Source organism: Clostridium sp. (genome assembly GCF_050717635.1).
Lineage (GTDB): Bacteria > Bacillota > Clostridia > Clostridiales > Clostridiaceae > Clostridium_AD.
The window spans coordinates 147,594-164,234 of sequence record NZ_JBOITO010000020.1; the positions used below are offsets into that span (position 1 = coordinate 147,594).

Annotated in this window: 18 protein-coding genes; 1 reads left to right on the forward strand and 17 read right to left on the reverse strand. The window is 31.0% G+C overall.

What is annotated here, in order from left to right:
- Positions 1–112: 112 nt before the first annotated feature.
- The 17 genes from ACREWB_RS10370 to yedF form a co-directional block, all read right to left on the reverse strand.
- Positions 113–1,525 (reverse strand): NAD(P)/FAD-dependent oxidoreductase, encoded by a 1,413-nt coding sequence (locus ACREWB_RS10370; RefSeq protein WP_431547371.1) that lies wholly within the window; start codon positions 1,523–1,525, stop codon positions 113–115.
- A 305-nt stretch (positions 1,526–1,830) separates the two neighbouring features.
- Positions 1,831–2,793: a 3'-5' exoribonuclease YhaM family protein gene (locus ACREWB_RS10375; RefSeq protein WP_431547372.1), complete on the reverse strand. Its 963-nt coding sequence runs from the start codon at positions 2,791–2,793 to the stop codon at positions 1,831–1,833.
- A gap of 301 nt (positions 2,794–3,094) precedes the next feature.
- Positions 3,095–3,421: a TM2 domain-containing protein gene (locus tag ACREWB_RS10380; protein WP_431547373.1), complete on the reverse strand. Its 327-nt coding sequence runs from the start codon at positions 3,419–3,421 to the stop codon at positions 3,095–3,097.
- A 128-nt stretch (positions 3,422–3,549) separates the two neighbouring features.
- A complete protein-coding gene (locus ACREWB_RS10385; RefSeq protein ID WP_431547374.1) occupies positions 3,550–3,939 on the reverse strand; it encodes a hypothetical protein in 390 nt (129 codons plus the stop codon).
- A gap of 2 nt (positions 3,940–3,941) precedes the next feature.
- On the reverse strand, positions 3,942–4,997 hold the full coding sequence (locus tag ACREWB_RS10390; RefSeq protein WP_431547375.1) for a ParM/StbA family protein: 1,056 nt from the start codon (positions 4,995–4,997) through the stop codon (positions 3,942–3,944).
- A 504-nt stretch (positions 4,998–5,501) separates the two neighbouring features.
- On the reverse strand, positions 5,502–6,833 hold the full coding sequence (locus ACREWB_RS10395; protein ID WP_291642184.1) for a replicative DNA helicase: 1,332 nt from the start codon (positions 6,831–6,833) through the stop codon (positions 5,502–5,504).
- Positions 6,834–6,863: 30 nt separating this feature from the next.
- Positions 6,864–8,759, reverse strand: a complete 1,896-nt coding sequence (lonC, locus tag ACREWB_RS10400) for a Lon family ATP-dependent protease (protein ID WP_431547376.1) — start codon at positions 8,757–8,759, stop codon at positions 6,864–6,866.
- Positions 8,760–8,829: 70 nt separating this feature from the next.
- Positions 8,830–9,273, reverse strand: coding sequence for a 50S ribosomal protein L9 (gene rplI, locus ACREWB_RS10405; RefSeq protein WP_431547377.1), 444 nt, complete (start codon positions 9,271–9,273; stop codon positions 8,830–8,832).
- 2 nt (positions 9,274–9,275) lie between these two features.
- Positions 9,276–11,264, reverse strand: coding sequence for a DHH family phosphoesterase (locus ACREWB_RS10410; RefSeq protein WP_431547378.1), 1,989 nt, complete (start codon positions 11,262–11,264; stop codon positions 9,276–9,278).
- Between the two features lie 12 nt (positions 11,265–11,276).
- Positions 11,277–12,296 (reverse strand): YybS family protein, encoded by a 1,020-nt coding sequence (locus ACREWB_RS10415; protein ID WP_431547379.1) that lies wholly within the window; start codon positions 12,294–12,296, stop codon positions 11,277–11,279.
- Between the two features lie 2 nt (positions 12,297–12,298).
- Positions 12,299–12,613: a MazG-like family protein gene (locus ACREWB_RS10420; protein WP_431547380.1), complete on the reverse strand. Its 315-nt coding sequence runs from the start codon at positions 12,611–12,613 to the stop codon at positions 12,299–12,301.
- A 325-nt stretch (positions 12,614–12,938) separates the two neighbouring features.
- On the reverse strand, positions 12,939–13,202 hold the full coding sequence (rpsR, locus tag ACREWB_RS10425; protein WP_291642173.1) for a 30S ribosomal protein S18: 264 nt from the start codon (positions 13,200–13,202) through the stop codon (positions 12,939–12,941).
- 25 nt (positions 13,203–13,227) lie between these two features.
- Positions 13,228–13,668 carry a single-stranded DNA-binding protein gene (locus ACREWB_RS10430; protein WP_431547381.1) on the reverse strand — a complete coding sequence of 147 codons (441 nt, stop codon included), beginning with the start codon at positions 13,666–13,668 and terminating at the stop codon, positions 13,228–13,230.
- 11 nt (positions 13,669–13,679) lie between these two features.
- Complete coding sequence (gene rpsF, locus ACREWB_RS10435) at positions 13,680–13,967, reverse strand: 30S ribosomal protein S6 (protein WP_431547382.1); 288 nt, start codon at positions 13,965–13,967, stop codon at positions 13,680–13,682.
- 105 nt (positions 13,968–14,072) lie between these two features.
- Positions 14,073–14,270, reverse strand: a complete 198-nt coding sequence (locus tag ACREWB_RS10440; protein WP_431547383.1) for a DUF951 domain-containing protein — start codon at positions 14,268–14,270, stop codon at positions 14,073–14,075.
- 27 nt (positions 14,271–14,297) lie between these two features.
- Entirely contained in the window at positions 14,298–14,549 is a 252-nt protein-coding gene (locus ACREWB_RS10445) for a putative Se/S carrier protein (protein WP_431547384.1), read from the reverse strand.
- A gap of 23 nt (positions 14,550–14,572) precedes the next feature.
- Positions 14,573–15,157, reverse strand: coding sequence for a sulfurtransferase-like selenium metabolism protein YedF (yedF, locus tag ACREWB_RS10450; RefSeq protein ID WP_431547385.1), 585 nt, complete (start codon positions 15,155–15,157; stop codon positions 14,573–14,575).
- Positions 15,158–15,483: 326 nt separating this feature from the next.
- Between yedF and ACREWB_RS10455 the strand changes: the two genes are divergently transcribed.
- On the forward strand, positions 15,484–16,638 hold the full coding sequence (locus ACREWB_RS10455) for an aminotransferase class V-fold PLP-dependent enzyme (RefSeq protein WP_431547386.1): 1,155 nt from the start codon (positions 15,484–15,486) through the stop codon (positions 16,636–16,638).
- The last annotated feature ends 3 nt before the right edge of the window (positions 16,639–16,641 follow it).

A 16,641-nucleotide genomic window follows, 5' to 3' on the forward strand; every position in this document is an offset into this window, starting at 1 on the left:
AATAAAATTCATTTCCTACTAAGTTCAAGAATTTTATTGATCATATGTTTACACACCCTTTAAATTATACACGTTAACTATTCAAATAACCAATTATTCAAGTTACTTCTTATTAATATGACTTTTCTACTATGTTTCTTGCTACGACTACACCGGTTGCAGATGCTTGCATTAGCCCTCTAGTTATTCCCGCTCCATCTCCTATGGTGTACAAATTACTAATGGATGTTTCAAATTTATCATTAGTACTGATCTTACTAGAATAGAACTTAACTTCCACTCCATACAGTAAGGTGTTCTTGCTATATAACCCTGGTGCTATCTTATCAAAAGCCTTTAACGCTTCTACAATGGAAGTTAAATGCCTTTGTGGCAATACAAAGCTTAAATCCCCCGGAACTGCTGATTTTAAAGTAGGTACAGTAGTTGATTTAGCTAATCTATCATAATCTGTTCTTCTTCCCTTTAATAAATCCCCCAGTCTTTGAACCATTATGCCTCCACCAGTTAACATATTACCTAACTTAGCTATATACTTACCATAATCAATAGGTTGATTAAAGGGTTCTGTAAATGTAGTAGATACTAGCATTGCAAAATTTGTATTAGTTGTTCTAAGCTTTTTATCCGAGTAACTATGACCATTTACAACCGCAAGCTTATTATCATCATAATATTCAGCTGAAACTACTCCACCTGGGTTCATGCAGAAGGTTCTAACCTTACTGTCAAAGGTATCAGAATAATATACTAGTTTTGCTTCGTATAAATCCCTTGTTAGATGGTCCATAACAGAATTGGGCACCTCTACACGAAGACCAATATCTACTGCATTATTAGCAACTGTAATATTATGTTTCTTAGCCTGATTTGAAACCCATTCTGCTCCACCTCTACCTGGCGCTGCTACAACATAATTTGCATTGACTTTAACCACGCCTCCACTACTTCTTAATAAGACTCCAGTAGCTTTGTTATCTTCTACTAATATTTCTTCTACTTCACTAAGTTCAACGAACTCTGTGTTTGTATTATCCATTAAATGATGGTACATAGATTTTAAAACTTCATAGGCAAGTTCTGTTCCTAAATGCCTTACAGGACATTCAATAAGGCGAATATTATGTTTGCTTGCTTCGTATTTAACTTCTTCAACTTTGTCACTATTAAGTCCATACACTTTTTCATTCGCCCCAAATTTTATATATATATCATCACAATACTCAATTAATTTTCTTGATTCATCTTCAGAAAAATATTCAAGAAGTCTTCCACCCACTTCAGGGCTTAGCGAAAGCTTACCATCCGAAAACGCTCCTGCTCCTGACCATCCAAATGTTATGCCACAAGGATTGCATTTAACGCATTTGCCGTTATCTCTAGCTGGACATTTTCTTTTCTCTATACTTCTTCCCTTATCAACTATAAGTACACTAAGTTCAGGTTTTTTATTAGATATCTCTAGTGCCGTAAATATTCCCGCAGGTCCAGCTCCTATAATAACTACATCGTAAAAATTTTTCATTTCACTATTCCTCCTGTCTTTTTCGACTTAAAATAAAAGTTATCCATGTTTTTATACCTACTTAATAATATCAGAGCAGTTTAACTCAGTCAATACAAAACGCGAATAATAATTAAATTTCTTTAATAATAGTTCGTATATACTTAACTTGCAGGATTAAAAGGAACAACACACTTACTCACAATACTGAATAAGTGCGTTGTTCTATTCGATAACTAATTATAATTAGTTATCGTCTCACAAATTTTATGCAAATTCCTCTATTTATTCCCTTCATTTTCATCACCTTCATAAAAAAATTGAGCCTATTTACTAATAAAACTCTTATAAATACTTATATTATCTAATGAAAATATTCTTTCTGAAAATTTACCTTCTTCTGTATCCCTTAAAGCCTTATTAATGTCATACATTCTAGCATCCATTATATCCAAGTGATGTAACATTTCTGCTTCTGGTATCATAGGCTTTTTAGGGCTTCCATATTCAGCCTCATAATGGTGAGATAATACCATATGTTGCAGTAACATGGATACTTCCTTACTTGCTTTCACTTCAATACTTGCCGTTTCTATCATTTTAATTCCTTGAACGATATGGCCTATTAGTTGCCCTTCCACTGTATATGTGCTTACAATTCCAAGTTCACTAGCATCCATTTCATATATCTTACCAATATCATGAAGTATTATACCTGCATAAAGTAAATCCATATTTAAAAAGGTATAAATCTCGCCTAACTTTTCTCCTGCCTTAAGCATAGTTGTCGTATGATATAAAAGGCCTGATTTTACAGCGTGATGGTTAGATTTAGCCGCAGGATAATACATTAATTTTTCTTCATTATCACTTAAAATATTGGTGACTATATTTTGAATATCTATATTGTTAATTTTAGATAGGTAATTTAAAATATCATCGTACATACACTCTGGAGAATATGGTGCAACTGCAACGTAATCACCAATTTTAACGCCATCTTTTTCTTCAACAAGTCTTATAGATTCAATTTTTAATTGAAGTTTTCCTCTCCACTCATTTACACTGCCTTTAACTTTAACTAAAATATTTTGTTTAAATTTATTTTCTAATTCTTCATTACATTCCCAGAGTTTTGCATTTATATCTCCAGTGACATCTCCCAAATTAAAATCTAAATATTTATTTGTATTACTATTGTTGGGAACCTTGCTATCTACAGATTTTATAATATAAAACCCTTCAACCCTATCACCTTTTTTTATTTCACTTATTTTTTTCATTTCCATATTTATCTCCTTATATTATAATAACCTTATTATACACCAATATTATTTTTTCACATATATATTAACCTCATAGTAACATATTCATACTACATTATATAGTCGACTTAATGACAAGTATACATATTTTTAAAAAAATCTGAATGTATCGCGACTTCAGCTTTTTCTATATTTAACGGTATTTTAGAGGGAAAGTCTCCCATTTGTATAACTTGGAATTACATGCTATAACAAATAAAAAACTTCAGAGGAAGTCTAAGTCTCCTTCTGAAGTCGTTAATATTACAGCATCGCAGATGATGTTTTAATAGCTATACATATTTCTGTTTAGATGTAATCCATTTATATCCGTAAATGAATTAGTGACAATAGAAATAATATCAATTATAAACCATATACCACATCCGCCACCAGTTAAAAACATTAAAATTCCTGTACCTGTTTTCCCAACATAAAATCTATGAGCACCAAGTGGTCCAAGAAAAATACAGAGTAATAATGCAACTAACCAATTTTTTTCACTGACATTCCTTACGCCTGTTTTCTGTGAATTAATCAATAAATTAATTCCACAGGTTTTACAAAAGTTTGATGCATCATCATTTTGAGATCCACAAATTGGACAGAACATTAAATCACCCTTTTCCTATTATTTTAAATATTCCCTTTACATTTTATCATATGTGTAAAAAATTTACTATATGTATCTAATTTATTCGTCTCAGCAGTAAAAAAGAGTGGCATTTCGGCCACTCCTTTCTATAAGGACATATCTTTAACACAATTAAGCTTTTTCTTATACTCACTCTCAACAGAATCTCTCTCTCTCTCTTGTTGTTCTCTCTTTAATTTTTTAACAATATCTATATCATTAATTTGTGAATTAGAATTTGGTATAGCACTTCTAAAAAGATCTCCAACTATATTACCTATATACTCTTTAACTTCAGGGTTATCCAGAATGTTTGCAATATCGACTGTATCAAGTTGTTTAACTTTATTTCCATAGTCCCTGTAAAATCTTAGTGACTGCTTTATAAGTTTAGAATTATTGATACCCTTCTTCTCCATATTGCTCACATAAACAATTAAATCTTTATCTGTTTCCTCTCCTAAGTTTGATGATACAGTTTTACGGAGTGCCCCCATAATTAATATCCTACTTCTGTAGTTGCAGCAACTTCTTTATTTCCATCTAAAAATTCTAATACTAACAGTTCTTTATATCTTTCAGCAAATAATATAGCATTAGCACATTGAGGATTTTTATTATCTATTAGCTTTGGCTCGGTTCTAATAAATTCATTCTGTAAGTATTCTAGTAGTATCTCGGCAGGACCTCCTATTATTCTAATATCTTTACAAATATTAGGTTTAAAAGAGCTATTAATCGAACTTATTGCTTTCTCTACATACGGCCTTAACACTAGGTCCTTAATTTCTTGTAACACATTTGGTTCTCCAAAAGGTAGTTCATTATCTTCTAAATATTCAATAGCATCTGATATATCATAATTACCATCAGAACCTTCTGCAGAATTAAATTTAGTTAGTATAGATTCTATTGTCGGCTGGAACCCGTGTTGAGCAAAACTACTAGCCTTAGTCATTCCAAGCACCTTATTACCAAATTCATCTTTTTCATATTTCCAATGAGATACATCTAAAGTGCCTCCACCAAAGTCAAGTAGAAGCATTGGATAACTAAACATTTCCATAGTTTCAGCACTAAGTGTACCTCCTTGTTTAAATACTTGTACATCTAAAATTTCGATATCATATGTTTTACTATTTAATGTTATAGATTGTTTTTCCATCTTCTTAATCTCATTTTTGAGAGAAACACTATGATCTATATAGTATTCAGCAGGAAGCCCTACAGCAAGTCTTACCTTTATGCTAGTTTCACCTTTAAAACTTAGCGCAATAGCATTAAGTAGGTTCAACTTATAATGATCTGACATGTATTTATTAGCTTCCATATTAAGCTTACCTTCTTTGTTACCCACCGTATATAACTTTCCATTCCAAGTGATGTTACTTACTCCAGTAGCCCTTGAACCATGTTTATTTACTGATGATACCCTACTAGCAAAAGTAACATCCGTACTTGTTTTTGTAAAGGTATTTCCTATGTCTACAGTTAATACAGAGGCTAACACTTTACTTAGCGCAGGGTATTTTTTTGATATTTCAACTAAATTCATTTTTTTATCCTCCTAAATGTTTCTTTTTATGGTTTATACCTATATATTCTGTATTAAAATGTAATATCCTTCTTTTATTTTGAAATACTTTCAAATATTTGTAAGGTTATATATATACGTTTATCTGCCTACTTATAAACATTTGTAAATATATCTACAAATGTTTATATATCTATATACCTATATATTTATACATCTCGCTACTCTTTTATCTTAATTTCATTATATAGTACTGATCTTTATATAAAAACATACTAAATATTATCCACTAGCCTATTTGTAAACATATATATTCATCTACATATATATGTTTATTTATGTTCATCTATATATATATCTATATTTATATATATATATACAAATGTAGATATATATACATTGAATCAAATACCCACAACAGCTCATTCCTGATATGAATTTCTTGTTATTATCTATAAAAAAATAGGATAACAAAACTTTATAAGTTTTGTTATCCTATTCTTGCTTTTAAAATTTAGTTCATTCCTAATCACTATAAATAACATCAAGTTTTGCAAATTTACTAAATTGACCTATCCATGCAAGCTTAACTGTTCCTATAGGGCCATTCCTTTGTTTTGCTATTATTAGCTCTGCTATATTTTTATCTTCTGTTTCAGCATCATAATACTCATCTCTGTATAAGAACATAACAACGTCAGCATCCTGCTCAATAGACCCTGATTCTCTAAGGTCAGATAGCATAGGTCTATGGTCAGCTCTTTGCTCTGGCGCACGAGATAGCTGTGACAGTGCAATAACTGGACACTCCATCTCTTTTGCAAGAGCTTTAATAGATCTTGATATTTCTGATACCTCTTGTTGTCTACTTTCTGTATTGCTACCAGACATAAGTTGAAGATAGTCAATAACTATCATATCGATACCGTGCTCCATTTTTAGTTTTCTACACTTTGAACGCATATCCATAACAGAAGTTCCCGCTGTATCATCAATGAATATTTTAGCAGCCGCTAAGGGACCAGAAGCTTTGGCTATGTTTTCCCAGTCCCTATCTTCTAAAGCACCATGTCTAAGCTTCGACATGTCAACATTTGCTTCTGAACAAAGTAATTTATAAGAAAGCTGTTCCTTAGACATTTCTAGGGAAAATATGGCTACGCTTTTTCCTCCTCTAAGTGCTGCATACTCAGCTAAATTTAGTGCAAAAGTAGTTTTACCCATAGAAGGTCTTGCTGCAATAAGAATCATATCTCCCTTTTGAAATCCAGCCGTTTTATCATCAAGTTCTGGAAAACCACTAGATATACCTGTTGTTTCACCTTTATTGTTAAAGATTCTTTCTATTTCTAAAAAACCTCTTTCAAGAACCGTATTCATCGGTTCTAATTCACTTGAATTCTTTCTCTCTGCTATATTAAATACTTTTTGCTCTGCAAGATCCATTACTGCTTCCACGTTGTCTTGCTTATTATAACAATTCTCCATAATCTCAGTGGAAGCTCTTATAAGTTTTCTTAAAATAGATTTATCATCTACAATTTTTATATATGAGCTTAAATTTGCAGTAGATGGTACTGAATTACTTATCTCTGAGATATATGTAATTCCACCTGAAGCTTCTAATTTTTCAGAAGAACGTAAATGTTCCAGTAAAGTAATCATGTCAATAGGTGTATCTTTTTGGTATAATTCAAAAATAGCATTAAATATAACCTTATGAGAATCTCTGTAAAAATCTTCAGTTATTAAAACCTCCACCACCCTTGATATGGCGGTTTTATCAATAAGCATTGACCCAATTATTGATTGTTCTGCTTCTAAATTATAAGGTAAACTTCTAAGAGGTGTATCCATTTTTTATCTCTCCTAAACTAATGATATTAGTTAAAAAACTAATTTCATTAGTTGTTCTATGTTTGATATAGCTTTTGTTTCGATATCCACAAGATCAATAGGTACTTCTTTTTCATTGTCCTTTGGAAGTATAACTAGCTTTATTCCTTTTCTTCTTGCACCATAAATTTTTTCGAATATACCACCTACAGGTTTTATAATACCTCTTAGTGATATCTCTCCAGTTACTGCAACATCTTGTCTTAATGGCTTATCTAAGAGTGAACTGATTATACATACCGTTATAGCAGCTCCAGCTGAAGGTCCATCAATTTTACCGCCACCTATTATATTTACATGTATGTCATAATCCTTTATATCTCTATTGGTAGTCTTTCTTATTACTGATGCAGCATTAAATACCGAGTCCTTAGCCATACTTCCGGCCGTATCATTGAACCTTACTTGGCCTTTACCACTTTCCTTTGCCTCAAATACTGATGTTTCTATTTCAATAGTTGATCCTATATAGCCAGATACTCCAAGCCCATATATATGTCCAACTTCAAATTTAACTTCATTATTTAATTCTTCATATGGAGTTAATCTACTTATAGATATAATATCTAATAAATCTTTAACTTCAATTTTAACCTTAGAATTAGATAATATTTCCCTATTATGCAATACATATCCATAGGCATCCGCTAAAATATTAATAGCTTTTCTTCCCTCAATAGTATATCTACTAATAGTCTCTGCAACTCCATCGCCAACTTCAACCTCTAATTTATTTGCAGCATTTACTACGATATTTTCAATATCCCCGGAAGATAATGGTTCAAAATAAACTTCAGTACACCTTGACCTTAATGCCGGGCTTATTTCTGATGGGTCACGAGTTGTAGCACCTATTAAAACGAAATCTGCTGGAGCACCTTTATCAAATAAATATTTTATATATTTAGGTGTGTTTTCATCCTCAGGATCATAATATGATGATGAAAATTCAACTCTTTTATCTTCTAATACTTTGAGTAATTTATTTTGGAGTATGCTATCAAGTTCTCCTATTTCATCAATAAATAATACCCCTCCATGAGCCTCTGTTACAAGACCTGTTTTGGGTTCTGGGATTCCAACATCAGCTAAATCTCTTTTACTTCCCTGATATATTGGGTCGTGTACAGAACCGAGTAGTGGATTTGTTATTTCTCTGGGGTCCCATCTAAGCGTAGTACCATCCACCTCTACGAATTCAGCATCTTTATCGTAAATTGTATAGCTTAGCTTTTTAGCTTCCTCAAGAGCAAGCCTAGCTGCAGTTGTTTTACCAATTCCTGGTGGTCCATAAAGAATAATATGTTGAGGATATGGCGATGCCATTTTAGATAGCAGAGATTTTATTGCTCTTTCTTGTCCAACTATTTCATTAAAACTCTCTGGTCTTAAAATAGCTTGTATGTTTTTAGTAAGTTTTCTCCTATCAAGTGCTTTTAACTCTTCATATTTTTTAATTGTTTTAGCATTTTCAGGACCTTTTTGTTTTTTAATTATACTAAGTCTTACTTCATCAATATACTTATCTTGCTTTTCCATTAGGTTTTTTTCTACTTCAACCTCAATCTTGTTTTGGACATACCTCTTAGCTATTTCTTCAGTGAGCCACTCATTAGTATTATCTAGCACCTCATGTATATTTTTCTGGTTAGGTACTATATCTATTCCTTTACCATTACTAATGATTTTATTTAAAGCATATGCTCTTCTATATATATCATCACTTTTAATATGTTTTTGAAGTTTAAACTTTACAGTTTTCGCCTTTATGCTACCCTCATCTATTACATTTCTCATTATTTCATATAAAACGTCAATTTGGGTATCTATTGGTAACGTATCTTTTTCAATCTCTTCTCCTGATTTATTAACAAATAATGTATTCAAACTTATTACGCCCTAATAAATAAAACTATCATTTATTTACTAAAGCGCTTCCTCCCTCCGTTTTATATGATTATTGCTCACAAACAAGAACTTTTATCTTCGTAGATATTTCTGGATATATTTTAATCTCTACATCATAAGTTCCTAATAATTTTATTGTGTCTGTTACTATTTTCTTTTTATCTATTTCTAAATTGCATTGTTCATTTAATGCTACTGCTATATCTTTAGTTGTAATTGCTCCGAAAAGTTTCCCATTTTCTCCAGCTTTCATAACCATTTTTATAACTTTGTCTTTAAGCTCATTAGCTAATTCTTGCGCCTCTTCAATTTCAGAAGTTTTCTTTTTTCTTTCGTTTTCATCTTTTCTATTTAGTATGTGCATATTAGCATCTGTAGCTTCCTCTGCCAACTTCCTAGGAAACAAAAAATTCCTTGCATATCCATCTGCAGCATTTATTACATCACCCTTTTTACCTACACTCTTAATATCTTTTAATAATATAACTTTCATTATTATTCACCTTCCCTTAAGTATTCCTTTATCGCACTATTTAATTTCACCACTACTTCTTCAAGTTTTAGTGAAATAAACTTCGTACCTGCCATAGTCATATGTCCACCACCACCTAATGCCTCCAGTATCAACTGTACATTTATTTTTCCAAGAGACCTTCCACTAATAAATACTTCATCTCCTATTTTAACAATCACAAATGACGCTTCGATACCAGTAATATTTAGAAGTTCATCCGCGGCTTGAGCAGCGACTACTGTATCATCTATTGTGGGAGGACAAACTGCTATGGCAATTTCATTTTCGATTTTTGCAGCTCTTATAATATCAGCTCTCTTTAAATAAATACTTAAATCATCAGAGAACATTTTTTTAACATCCAAACTATCTGCACCATGTCGCCTTAAAAAAGCTGCTGCTTCAAAGGTTCTAACCCCTGTCTTAAAATAAAAATTCTTTGTATCTACACATATTCCAGCCAAAAGACACACAGCTTCTACATGTTTAAGTTTTGGCTTATCTACCATATATTGAATCATTTCAGTAACTAATTCAGCAGCAGATGATGCATAGGGTTCCATATAACTAACCACTGCCCCTTGTATAAAATCCTGTGACTTTCTATGATGGTCAATTATAACTACTTTTTCTACTTCTTTAACTATTTCAAAATTTTGCACATAACTTTCATTGTGAACATCTACCAATATAAGCAAGTTATTAGATTTTTTAACACTTTTAAACTTTTCGCTTGTTATAAAAGTATTTTTATAATCTACATCTTCTGATAATATATCCATCATACTTTTTATGCCACTACTTATCCCTTCTAGAATAATGTAACATTCTTTATTTGAATCTTTAATAATGCTATACAGTCCTATTGCAGAGCCTAAACAATCAGCATCCGGATTTTTATGTCCCATAATAAAAATTGCGCCACTCTCATTTACTAAATCCATCAATACATGAGCAATAACCCTTGCGCGAACCTTAGTTCTTTTTTCAACTTCTTTAGTTTTTCCTCCGAAGAAAGATAATTTATCCCCTTTTTTCACTACAACTTGGTCACCACCACGACCTAAGGCAAGTTCCTTAGCCGACGTAGCAAATTCAAAGTTTTTAAGGGGCGTATCTTCTCCCCTTCCTACTCCTATACTTAGAGTAACTGCAAGTTTATTCCCATTGCTTATTTCACGGACATTATCTAGAATATCGAATTTCTTTTCTATTTCTTTTTCAATATACTTATCTTGAACTATAATAACATACTTATTTGATGTATATTTTTTTACCACAGCATTTACACTCTGTCCGTAGCTGTTTATTGCCCTTTCAATGTCTGCAATAAGTAGCGGTGCCTTATCTTCTTCTGTAGTCTTAACAACATCATCAAGATTATCAACCTCTACTAACATTACGCTTTCTCTATTACCGTTAATACCTTTTATTAAATTCGTTTTTTCCGTTGTATCGTAAAAATATAAGAGCATGATCTTATCTTTAATATTTTTATTTTCGTTTGTATCCACCATATTAGTATAAACTTCATAAAAATTATCCTTTATTTTAACATTTAGAAATAATTTCTTTTTACCCTCTAAAACTTGTTTTAGATTAAGCTCCTTAATTATATCCTTAATGTTTTTATTTAAAAGATCTTCTCCTTCGAGCATTGTAGTCACACTTTGATTATACCATAAAATATTTCCTGTATACCCTATTATTAATAGTGGAAATGGCAGCTTTACTAAAGTGCTTGTTGTTGCTATATCAAGTTTAGATGAAAAGTTTTCGATGAATTTTTTCCATTCACTTTTTTTAACCTTTGAGTTATAAATATTATACACTGCCAGTATTGCGTATAATCCAAGTGTTAACATTCCTGCTTCAATGTGTCCATAATAAAATATTATACATATGAGTAGGGCCATGGTCACCATATATATTTTATTATTAACATTAAAATTATTATATTTATTATCCATAATTAGCCCCCATTATTTTCTTTTAATTCTATAAGGGTCAAGCTTTCTAAAGTCAAAAGCCATTTCCATAAGTCCTATTGAAAAGTAAACACTACTTACCTTCGTTAACATTGTTAACACTATAATTAATACCACTATAGGTTTAGATAAATTTCTTTTAACTCTTAGAAAATATATACTTGCAGCGAGCCCGTTAATAATAAACACACACAGTACAAGAAACTGAGATGACTCAAGTATATAGTTCCCACCCGGTATGTTTTTCGATGATAATATTATGCCTATACAAACCGTGCCTATGAGTACTGCTCCTACTATATTATTAACATAAAATTTTCTAAACGGTAAAATTTCATTCATTTTGTAATTTAGTTTGTTTAATACAGCACTGGACACTTTATAGTTCAAATAAGCTGATATAAGAGCGCCAATGAAAATAGCTGCAGGTATTGCTACCAAAAAAATATTAACATCTATTCCTTTTATTGTATCAAAGTTTTTATCTAAAATTTCCAACTGTTTTGGGGTTATTCCTGATTGCGTATAAATGGCTTTTAATTCTAGTAACGATCCATTCATTGATTGTTTGAAAAAGTCTAATTTGTTATTAAGGAAATTCATAAAACTTACTTTTTCTATAAATAACATAAAAAAAGCTACAGTTAATATTTTAGATATAGCGCTGCTAATAGCTAAATACAATAGTGTTATTGATGATGTTTTATTACTCTTAATACAATAGCCAAGCGTAATACCAACAATGCTACAAGTTATAGCAGCATATATTGCCATTACTGGGTTATAGACTAAGGACGTTAAAATTACACTTAAAACTATAGCCATGATTGTTATTTTATAATTATGCCTTATATAGAGTATTGCCACAGGAATTGGTAATATTAAAGTTCCTATAACTGATACAATTGGTAAGTATCCTATTATAATCATAATCACTAAAATTATAACAGATATAAGAGAAGCTTCTACAATTGCTTTTGTACTATAATTTTTATTCCGCATTTTTTCTTCCATTGTTACCTTCCTTTTATGTGCATATATAGTTTACTCAGGTCTTTCCCATCCTTTTCTATATTATCTCCTTCAACTATACCAACTTTTAGTTTCTTTTTCATGTTTTCATCTACAGCTACATTAGAGTATCCTAATCTTTCACCTAAAATATATAGGAGTATTATCGCCCCTGAAATACAATCCAGTATAGCATCTTGAGCTACATTACTTCCTTTACTTAATAATTTGAAGAAATCACCTATTATACATAGTAGTTCAGCCTTCATGCTTTCAATTATCCTAACGTTAGACATTATATTAAAATCTTCTCTTTTCATAGTATACCATCTCCCCCTGTAACCTTATACCTATAACTCTATTTTAGTGATTTCTCATTATTTATGCAACTAAAGTTTATTTATATATATGTAATTTATAGTTGTATATAATGCTCCACGTCATTTACATTTTATGGGTTGCAACTACAAGTATACTACAAATTGTACTGTAGCATATACCCTTTTCTAATTATATTTTAATTATTTACTAAATCTTCATTTCTATTTGATTTTAATAAATGAAAAATAAAAGCAGCTACCATAAGGTGCTGCTTTCAGTCATTTGCTATTTATTAGTAAAAGCTTACTATGCATAGTAAGCTTACTATTCAGTAGTAAATGGTAATAATGCTATGTTTCTTGCTCTTTTTATAGATACAGTAAGCATTCTTTGATGTTTTGCACAGTTTCCAGAAATTCTTCTAGGAAGAATTTTCCCTCTTTCTGTAACATATTTTCTAAGTTTATTTATGTCTTTATAGTCGATTGCAGTTGCTTTGTCCATACAGAAAGCACAAACTTTTCTTTTCATTCTCTTTCTGTTTCCACCAGCACCGCCGCCACTTTTTTTACGCTCGTTCATAGCCATTGTTTTTTTTCCTCCTTACCTAATATTAGAATGGAATATCTCCATCATCAATTGGTGTTATATCGCTAGCACTGCCAAAATCATTTGATCCAGCATTTGATTCGCCTTTATAGCCACCTTGATTAGTATTCGTATCTGATGTTTTATTTCCTCCCCATTCAAGGAAGTCAACTTCATCAGCAATTACTTCAGTAACATATCTTCTAGTACCATCTTTAGCTTCATAATTTCTAGTTTGAATGTTTCCAGAAACGCTTAAAAGTTTGCCTTTACTCATGTAATTGGCAGTATTTTCAGCAGTCTTTCCAAATACCACTACTGGTATAAAGTCAGCATCTGGTTGACCTTCTCTTTTAAATCTTCTATTAATGGCAATAGTAAAAGTGGTTACAGCTGTTCCTGTCCCTTGAGCAAATTTTAACTCAGGGTCTTTTGTTAATCTACCAACTAAAACAACTTTATTCATAAAAACACCACCTATTTTTCTGGATTTATTATGATATGTCTTATAACACTGTCAGTAATTCTGAATACTCTATCTAATTCTTTTGGTAAATCGGGATTTGCATTGAAATTGATTAATGTATAGTGGCCTTCACCAACCTTTTGTATTTCATAGGCTAATTTTCTTTTACCCCAAGCATCAACATTTTCAACTACTCCACCATTGTTTTCTATTACACTTTTAAATTTTTCAACATTAGTTTTAACTGCTTCTTCGTCTAATGATGGATGTAATATGAATATAGTTTCATATTTTCTCATTAATTTCACCTCCTCCCCTCGGACTAACGGCCATGCATTGCACGGCAGGGATTACAAGAATAAATTATATCACCTATCAACAAAAAAAACAAGGTATTATTATTATTATTGTTTTATAGGGTTTTCTTTTATGACTTTCTTTACAGCTGAATCAAATTTTATTCTTGGAAGCATAACTATCCTTGCACAACCCAAACATTTTATTTTTATATCCGCACCCAACCTTATAATTTCCCAGTTCTTGCTGCCACAAGGGTGAGTTTTTTTCATTTCAACAATGTCTCCTAAATTAAAAACTTTCACTACACATCCCACCTTTAAATTCCATAACTATATGGTCATAACTTTTACACTCTCTCCATCTCGAATAAAAATTTCTTTAACTTTTATAGTTTCTGATTCTATAAGTTCAATTATATTTTGAATGTTTTCATCTCCTATTTTCAAGCTAATACCACAGCTCTTAGTTATATAAGTAGGTGTGGGAATAACTATTAACACAATTTGTTTTTTTAAAGCTTCTCTTTCTGCTTTCATAGCTTCAAGTGTATTCTGAAATGTTACTATATAATATTTATTCAATGTATTTCACCCTATTCCATGTATTATAGTTTTATAGTCTTGTCTGCATTATTCATTAATTGTACTATGGTGTACATGTTTGATATTTCTCCAAGAGCAAGTTCGTCCTTTAGATTATAAAAATCAATACACACCCCACAAACTAATATGTTTGTTCCTCTTTGTATTAGCTGTTTTAAACTATCAAGTACCGGTGAACTATTTATAGTAAGCTTTACCCCCGCGTTAATAAAAAGTAAATCATCAGGTATTAAATCTGCTTCTGATAGTGCATATATATAGCTTTTCATAAGCATATCTCCAAGCTTATCATCCCCAAGGCCTAGCTTATCACTAGATAAAACCAAAGTAAATTTTTTCTTTTCTTTAGTTTCAATGTTTAAGACTTCACATTTTTCTTTAGATATTTTTATATAATATAATTTATCTTTTTCTTCTACAATACTCTTATATCCACTGCCTTCAGCTAGTTTTACTATATTTTTTTTAGCAACTAAATTATCTACAATTATTGTACTATCTCCACTTTCTATTGAATCAAAATATTTTTTAGTCTTAACTACAGGTATTGGACATTTTAAACCCTTACAATCTATTATATTATTCATATTATTTACGTTTCAAATTAATTTTTAATAATTAACTTAAAACTTTCACACCCCTTTCTCTAGGAAAACTTCTAATTTCATATACATTTACCACGCTTTAGATTATAATATTCTATTATACGTTAATTAATAAATATGTAATTATAATGTAATTATTAGATATAAAATTATAGAATACACTCTCATATAATATTATTATAAACTATTTATATTATAAATTATATCAAAACAAAATTTATCTTGTTATTGATAATATTAATAGATATTACACTTTCTATAAAATATAGTAATACTATTGTTTTTTTTTAAAGAAATTGGAGGGAACTATGAAAATATATTTAGACAATGCAGCTACTACATTTCCTAAACCATCAGCGGTTTATACTTCGATGATGAACTATATGATGAACGTGGGAACAAATCCCGGGAGAGGAGTAACCACTGCGTCTCTTGCAGGAAATAAAGTTGTTTTAAATTGTAGATATGCATTAATGGACTTTTTTAACTTTGATAAAGTTGAGAATGTAATTTTCACACCAAACATTACCACTTCATTAAATACACTTATAAAAACAGTGGTAAAAAGTGGTTGGCATGTAATAACATCCTCAATGGATCACAACGCGTCGCTAAGACCTTTAAACGGTCTTTTAGAAAATGGTATTATAGAATTAGACATTGTTCCCTGTTCAAAACAAGGCCTTATCAACATAGATGATTTTGTTAATACAATTAAGCCTAATACGAAGCTCGTAGTTCTATCTCATGCCTCAAATATTATTGGAAGTATTCAACCACTCGAAGCTATAGGTAAAATATGTAAAGAAAAAGGTATCTTTTTCATCATAGACTCTGCACAAACTGCTGGAGTAATACCCTTAGACTTCTACAAGTTAAATTGTAATGCCCTAGCCTTTACTGGCCACAAAGGTTTACTCGGACCTCAGGGTACTGGCGGATTTTTAATTGACGACACTCTAAATGAAGCATGTACTTCATTTATGGAGGGCGGAACTGGTAGTCTTTCTTCAAGTATTAGTCAACCAGATTTTTTACCTGATAAATTCGAGAGTGGGACTCAAAACGCTCCCGGTATAGCAGGTCTTTTAGAAGGTATAAATTTTATTAATACTCAAGGTATAGACGCAATTCGAGAGCATGAAGAATACTTATTAAAGAAATTTATAGACGGATTATTAAATATAGACTCCATTAAAATTTATGGATTAACCGATAGTTCTAAAAGAACAGCAACCATTTCTGTTAATTCTACAAAAATTGACAATTCAGAATTGGGATTTCTACTAGATAGTGAATATGGAATTATAACAAGAACTGGCCTCCACTGTGCACCACTAGCTCATAAAACCATAGGTACATATCCATGTGGCACTTTAAGATTTGGTATTGGGCCTTTTAACGATATTAAGGACATTAATTATACTCTGAATTCCCTAAGTACTATTATAAGAAAGGTGTGATTT

What these genes read in the sequence shown, in the direction of transcription:
- ACREWB_RS10370 (WP_431547371.1), bottom strand. Translation starts at nt 1,525, where the DNA reads ATGAAAAATTTTTACGATGTAGTTATTATAGGAGCTGGACCTGCGGGA.
- ACREWB_RS10375 (WP_431547372.1), bottom strand. Translation starts at nt 2,793, where the DNA reads ATGGAAATGAAAAAAATAAGTGAAATAAAAAAAGGTGATAGGGTTGAA.
- ACREWB_RS10380 (WP_431547373.1), bottom strand. Translation starts at nt 3,421, where the DNA reads ATGTTCTGTCCAATTTGTGGATCTCAAAATGATGATGCATCAAACTTT.
- ACREWB_RS10385 (WP_431547374.1), bottom strand. Translation starts at nt 3,939, where the DNA reads ATGGGGGCACTCCGTAAAACTGTATCATCAAACTTAGGAGAGGAAACA.
- ACREWB_RS10390 (WP_431547375.1), bottom strand. Translation starts at nt 4,997, where the DNA reads ATGAATTTAGTTGAAATATCAAAAAAATACCCTGCGCTAAGTAAAGTG.
- ACREWB_RS10395 (WP_291642184.1), bottom strand. Translation starts at nt 6,833, where the DNA reads ATGGATACACCTCTTAGAAGTTTACCTTATAATTTAGAAGCAGAACAA.
- rplI (WP_431547377.1), bottom strand. Translation starts at nt 9,273, where the DNA reads ATGAAAGTTATATTATTAAAAGATATTAAGAGTGTAGGTAAAAAGGGT.
- ACREWB_RS10410 (WP_431547378.1), bottom strand. Translation starts at nt 11,264, where the DNA reads ATGGATAATAAATATAATAATTTTAATGTTAATAATAAAATATATATG.
- ACREWB_RS10415 (WP_431547379.1), bottom strand. Translation starts at nt 12,296, where the DNA reads ATGGAAGAAAAAATGCGGAATAAAAATTATAGTACAAAAGCAATTGTA.
- ACREWB_RS10420 (WP_431547380.1), bottom strand. Translation starts at nt 12,613, where the DNA reads ATGAAAAGAGAAGATTTTAATATAATGTCTAACGTTAGGATAATTGAA.
- rpsR (WP_291642173.1), bottom strand. Translation starts at nt 13,202, where the DNA reads ATGGCTATGAACGAGCGTAAAAAAAGTGGCGGCGGTGCTGGTGGAAAC.
- ACREWB_RS10430 (WP_431547381.1), bottom strand. Translation starts at nt 13,668, where the DNA reads ATGAATAAAGTTGTTTTAGTTGGTAGATTAACAAAAGACCCTGAGTTA.
- rpsF (WP_431547382.1), bottom strand. Translation starts at nt 13,967, where the DNA reads ATGAGAAAATATGAAACTATATTCATATTACATCCATCATTAGACGAA.
- yedF (WP_431547385.1), bottom strand. Translation starts at nt 15,157, where the DNA reads ATGAATAATATAATAGATTGTAAGGGTTTAAAATGTCCAATACCTGTA.
- ACREWB_RS10455 (WP_431547386.1), top strand. Translation starts at nt 15,484, where the DNA reads ATGAAAATATATTTAGACAATGCAGCTACTACATTTCCTAAACCATCA.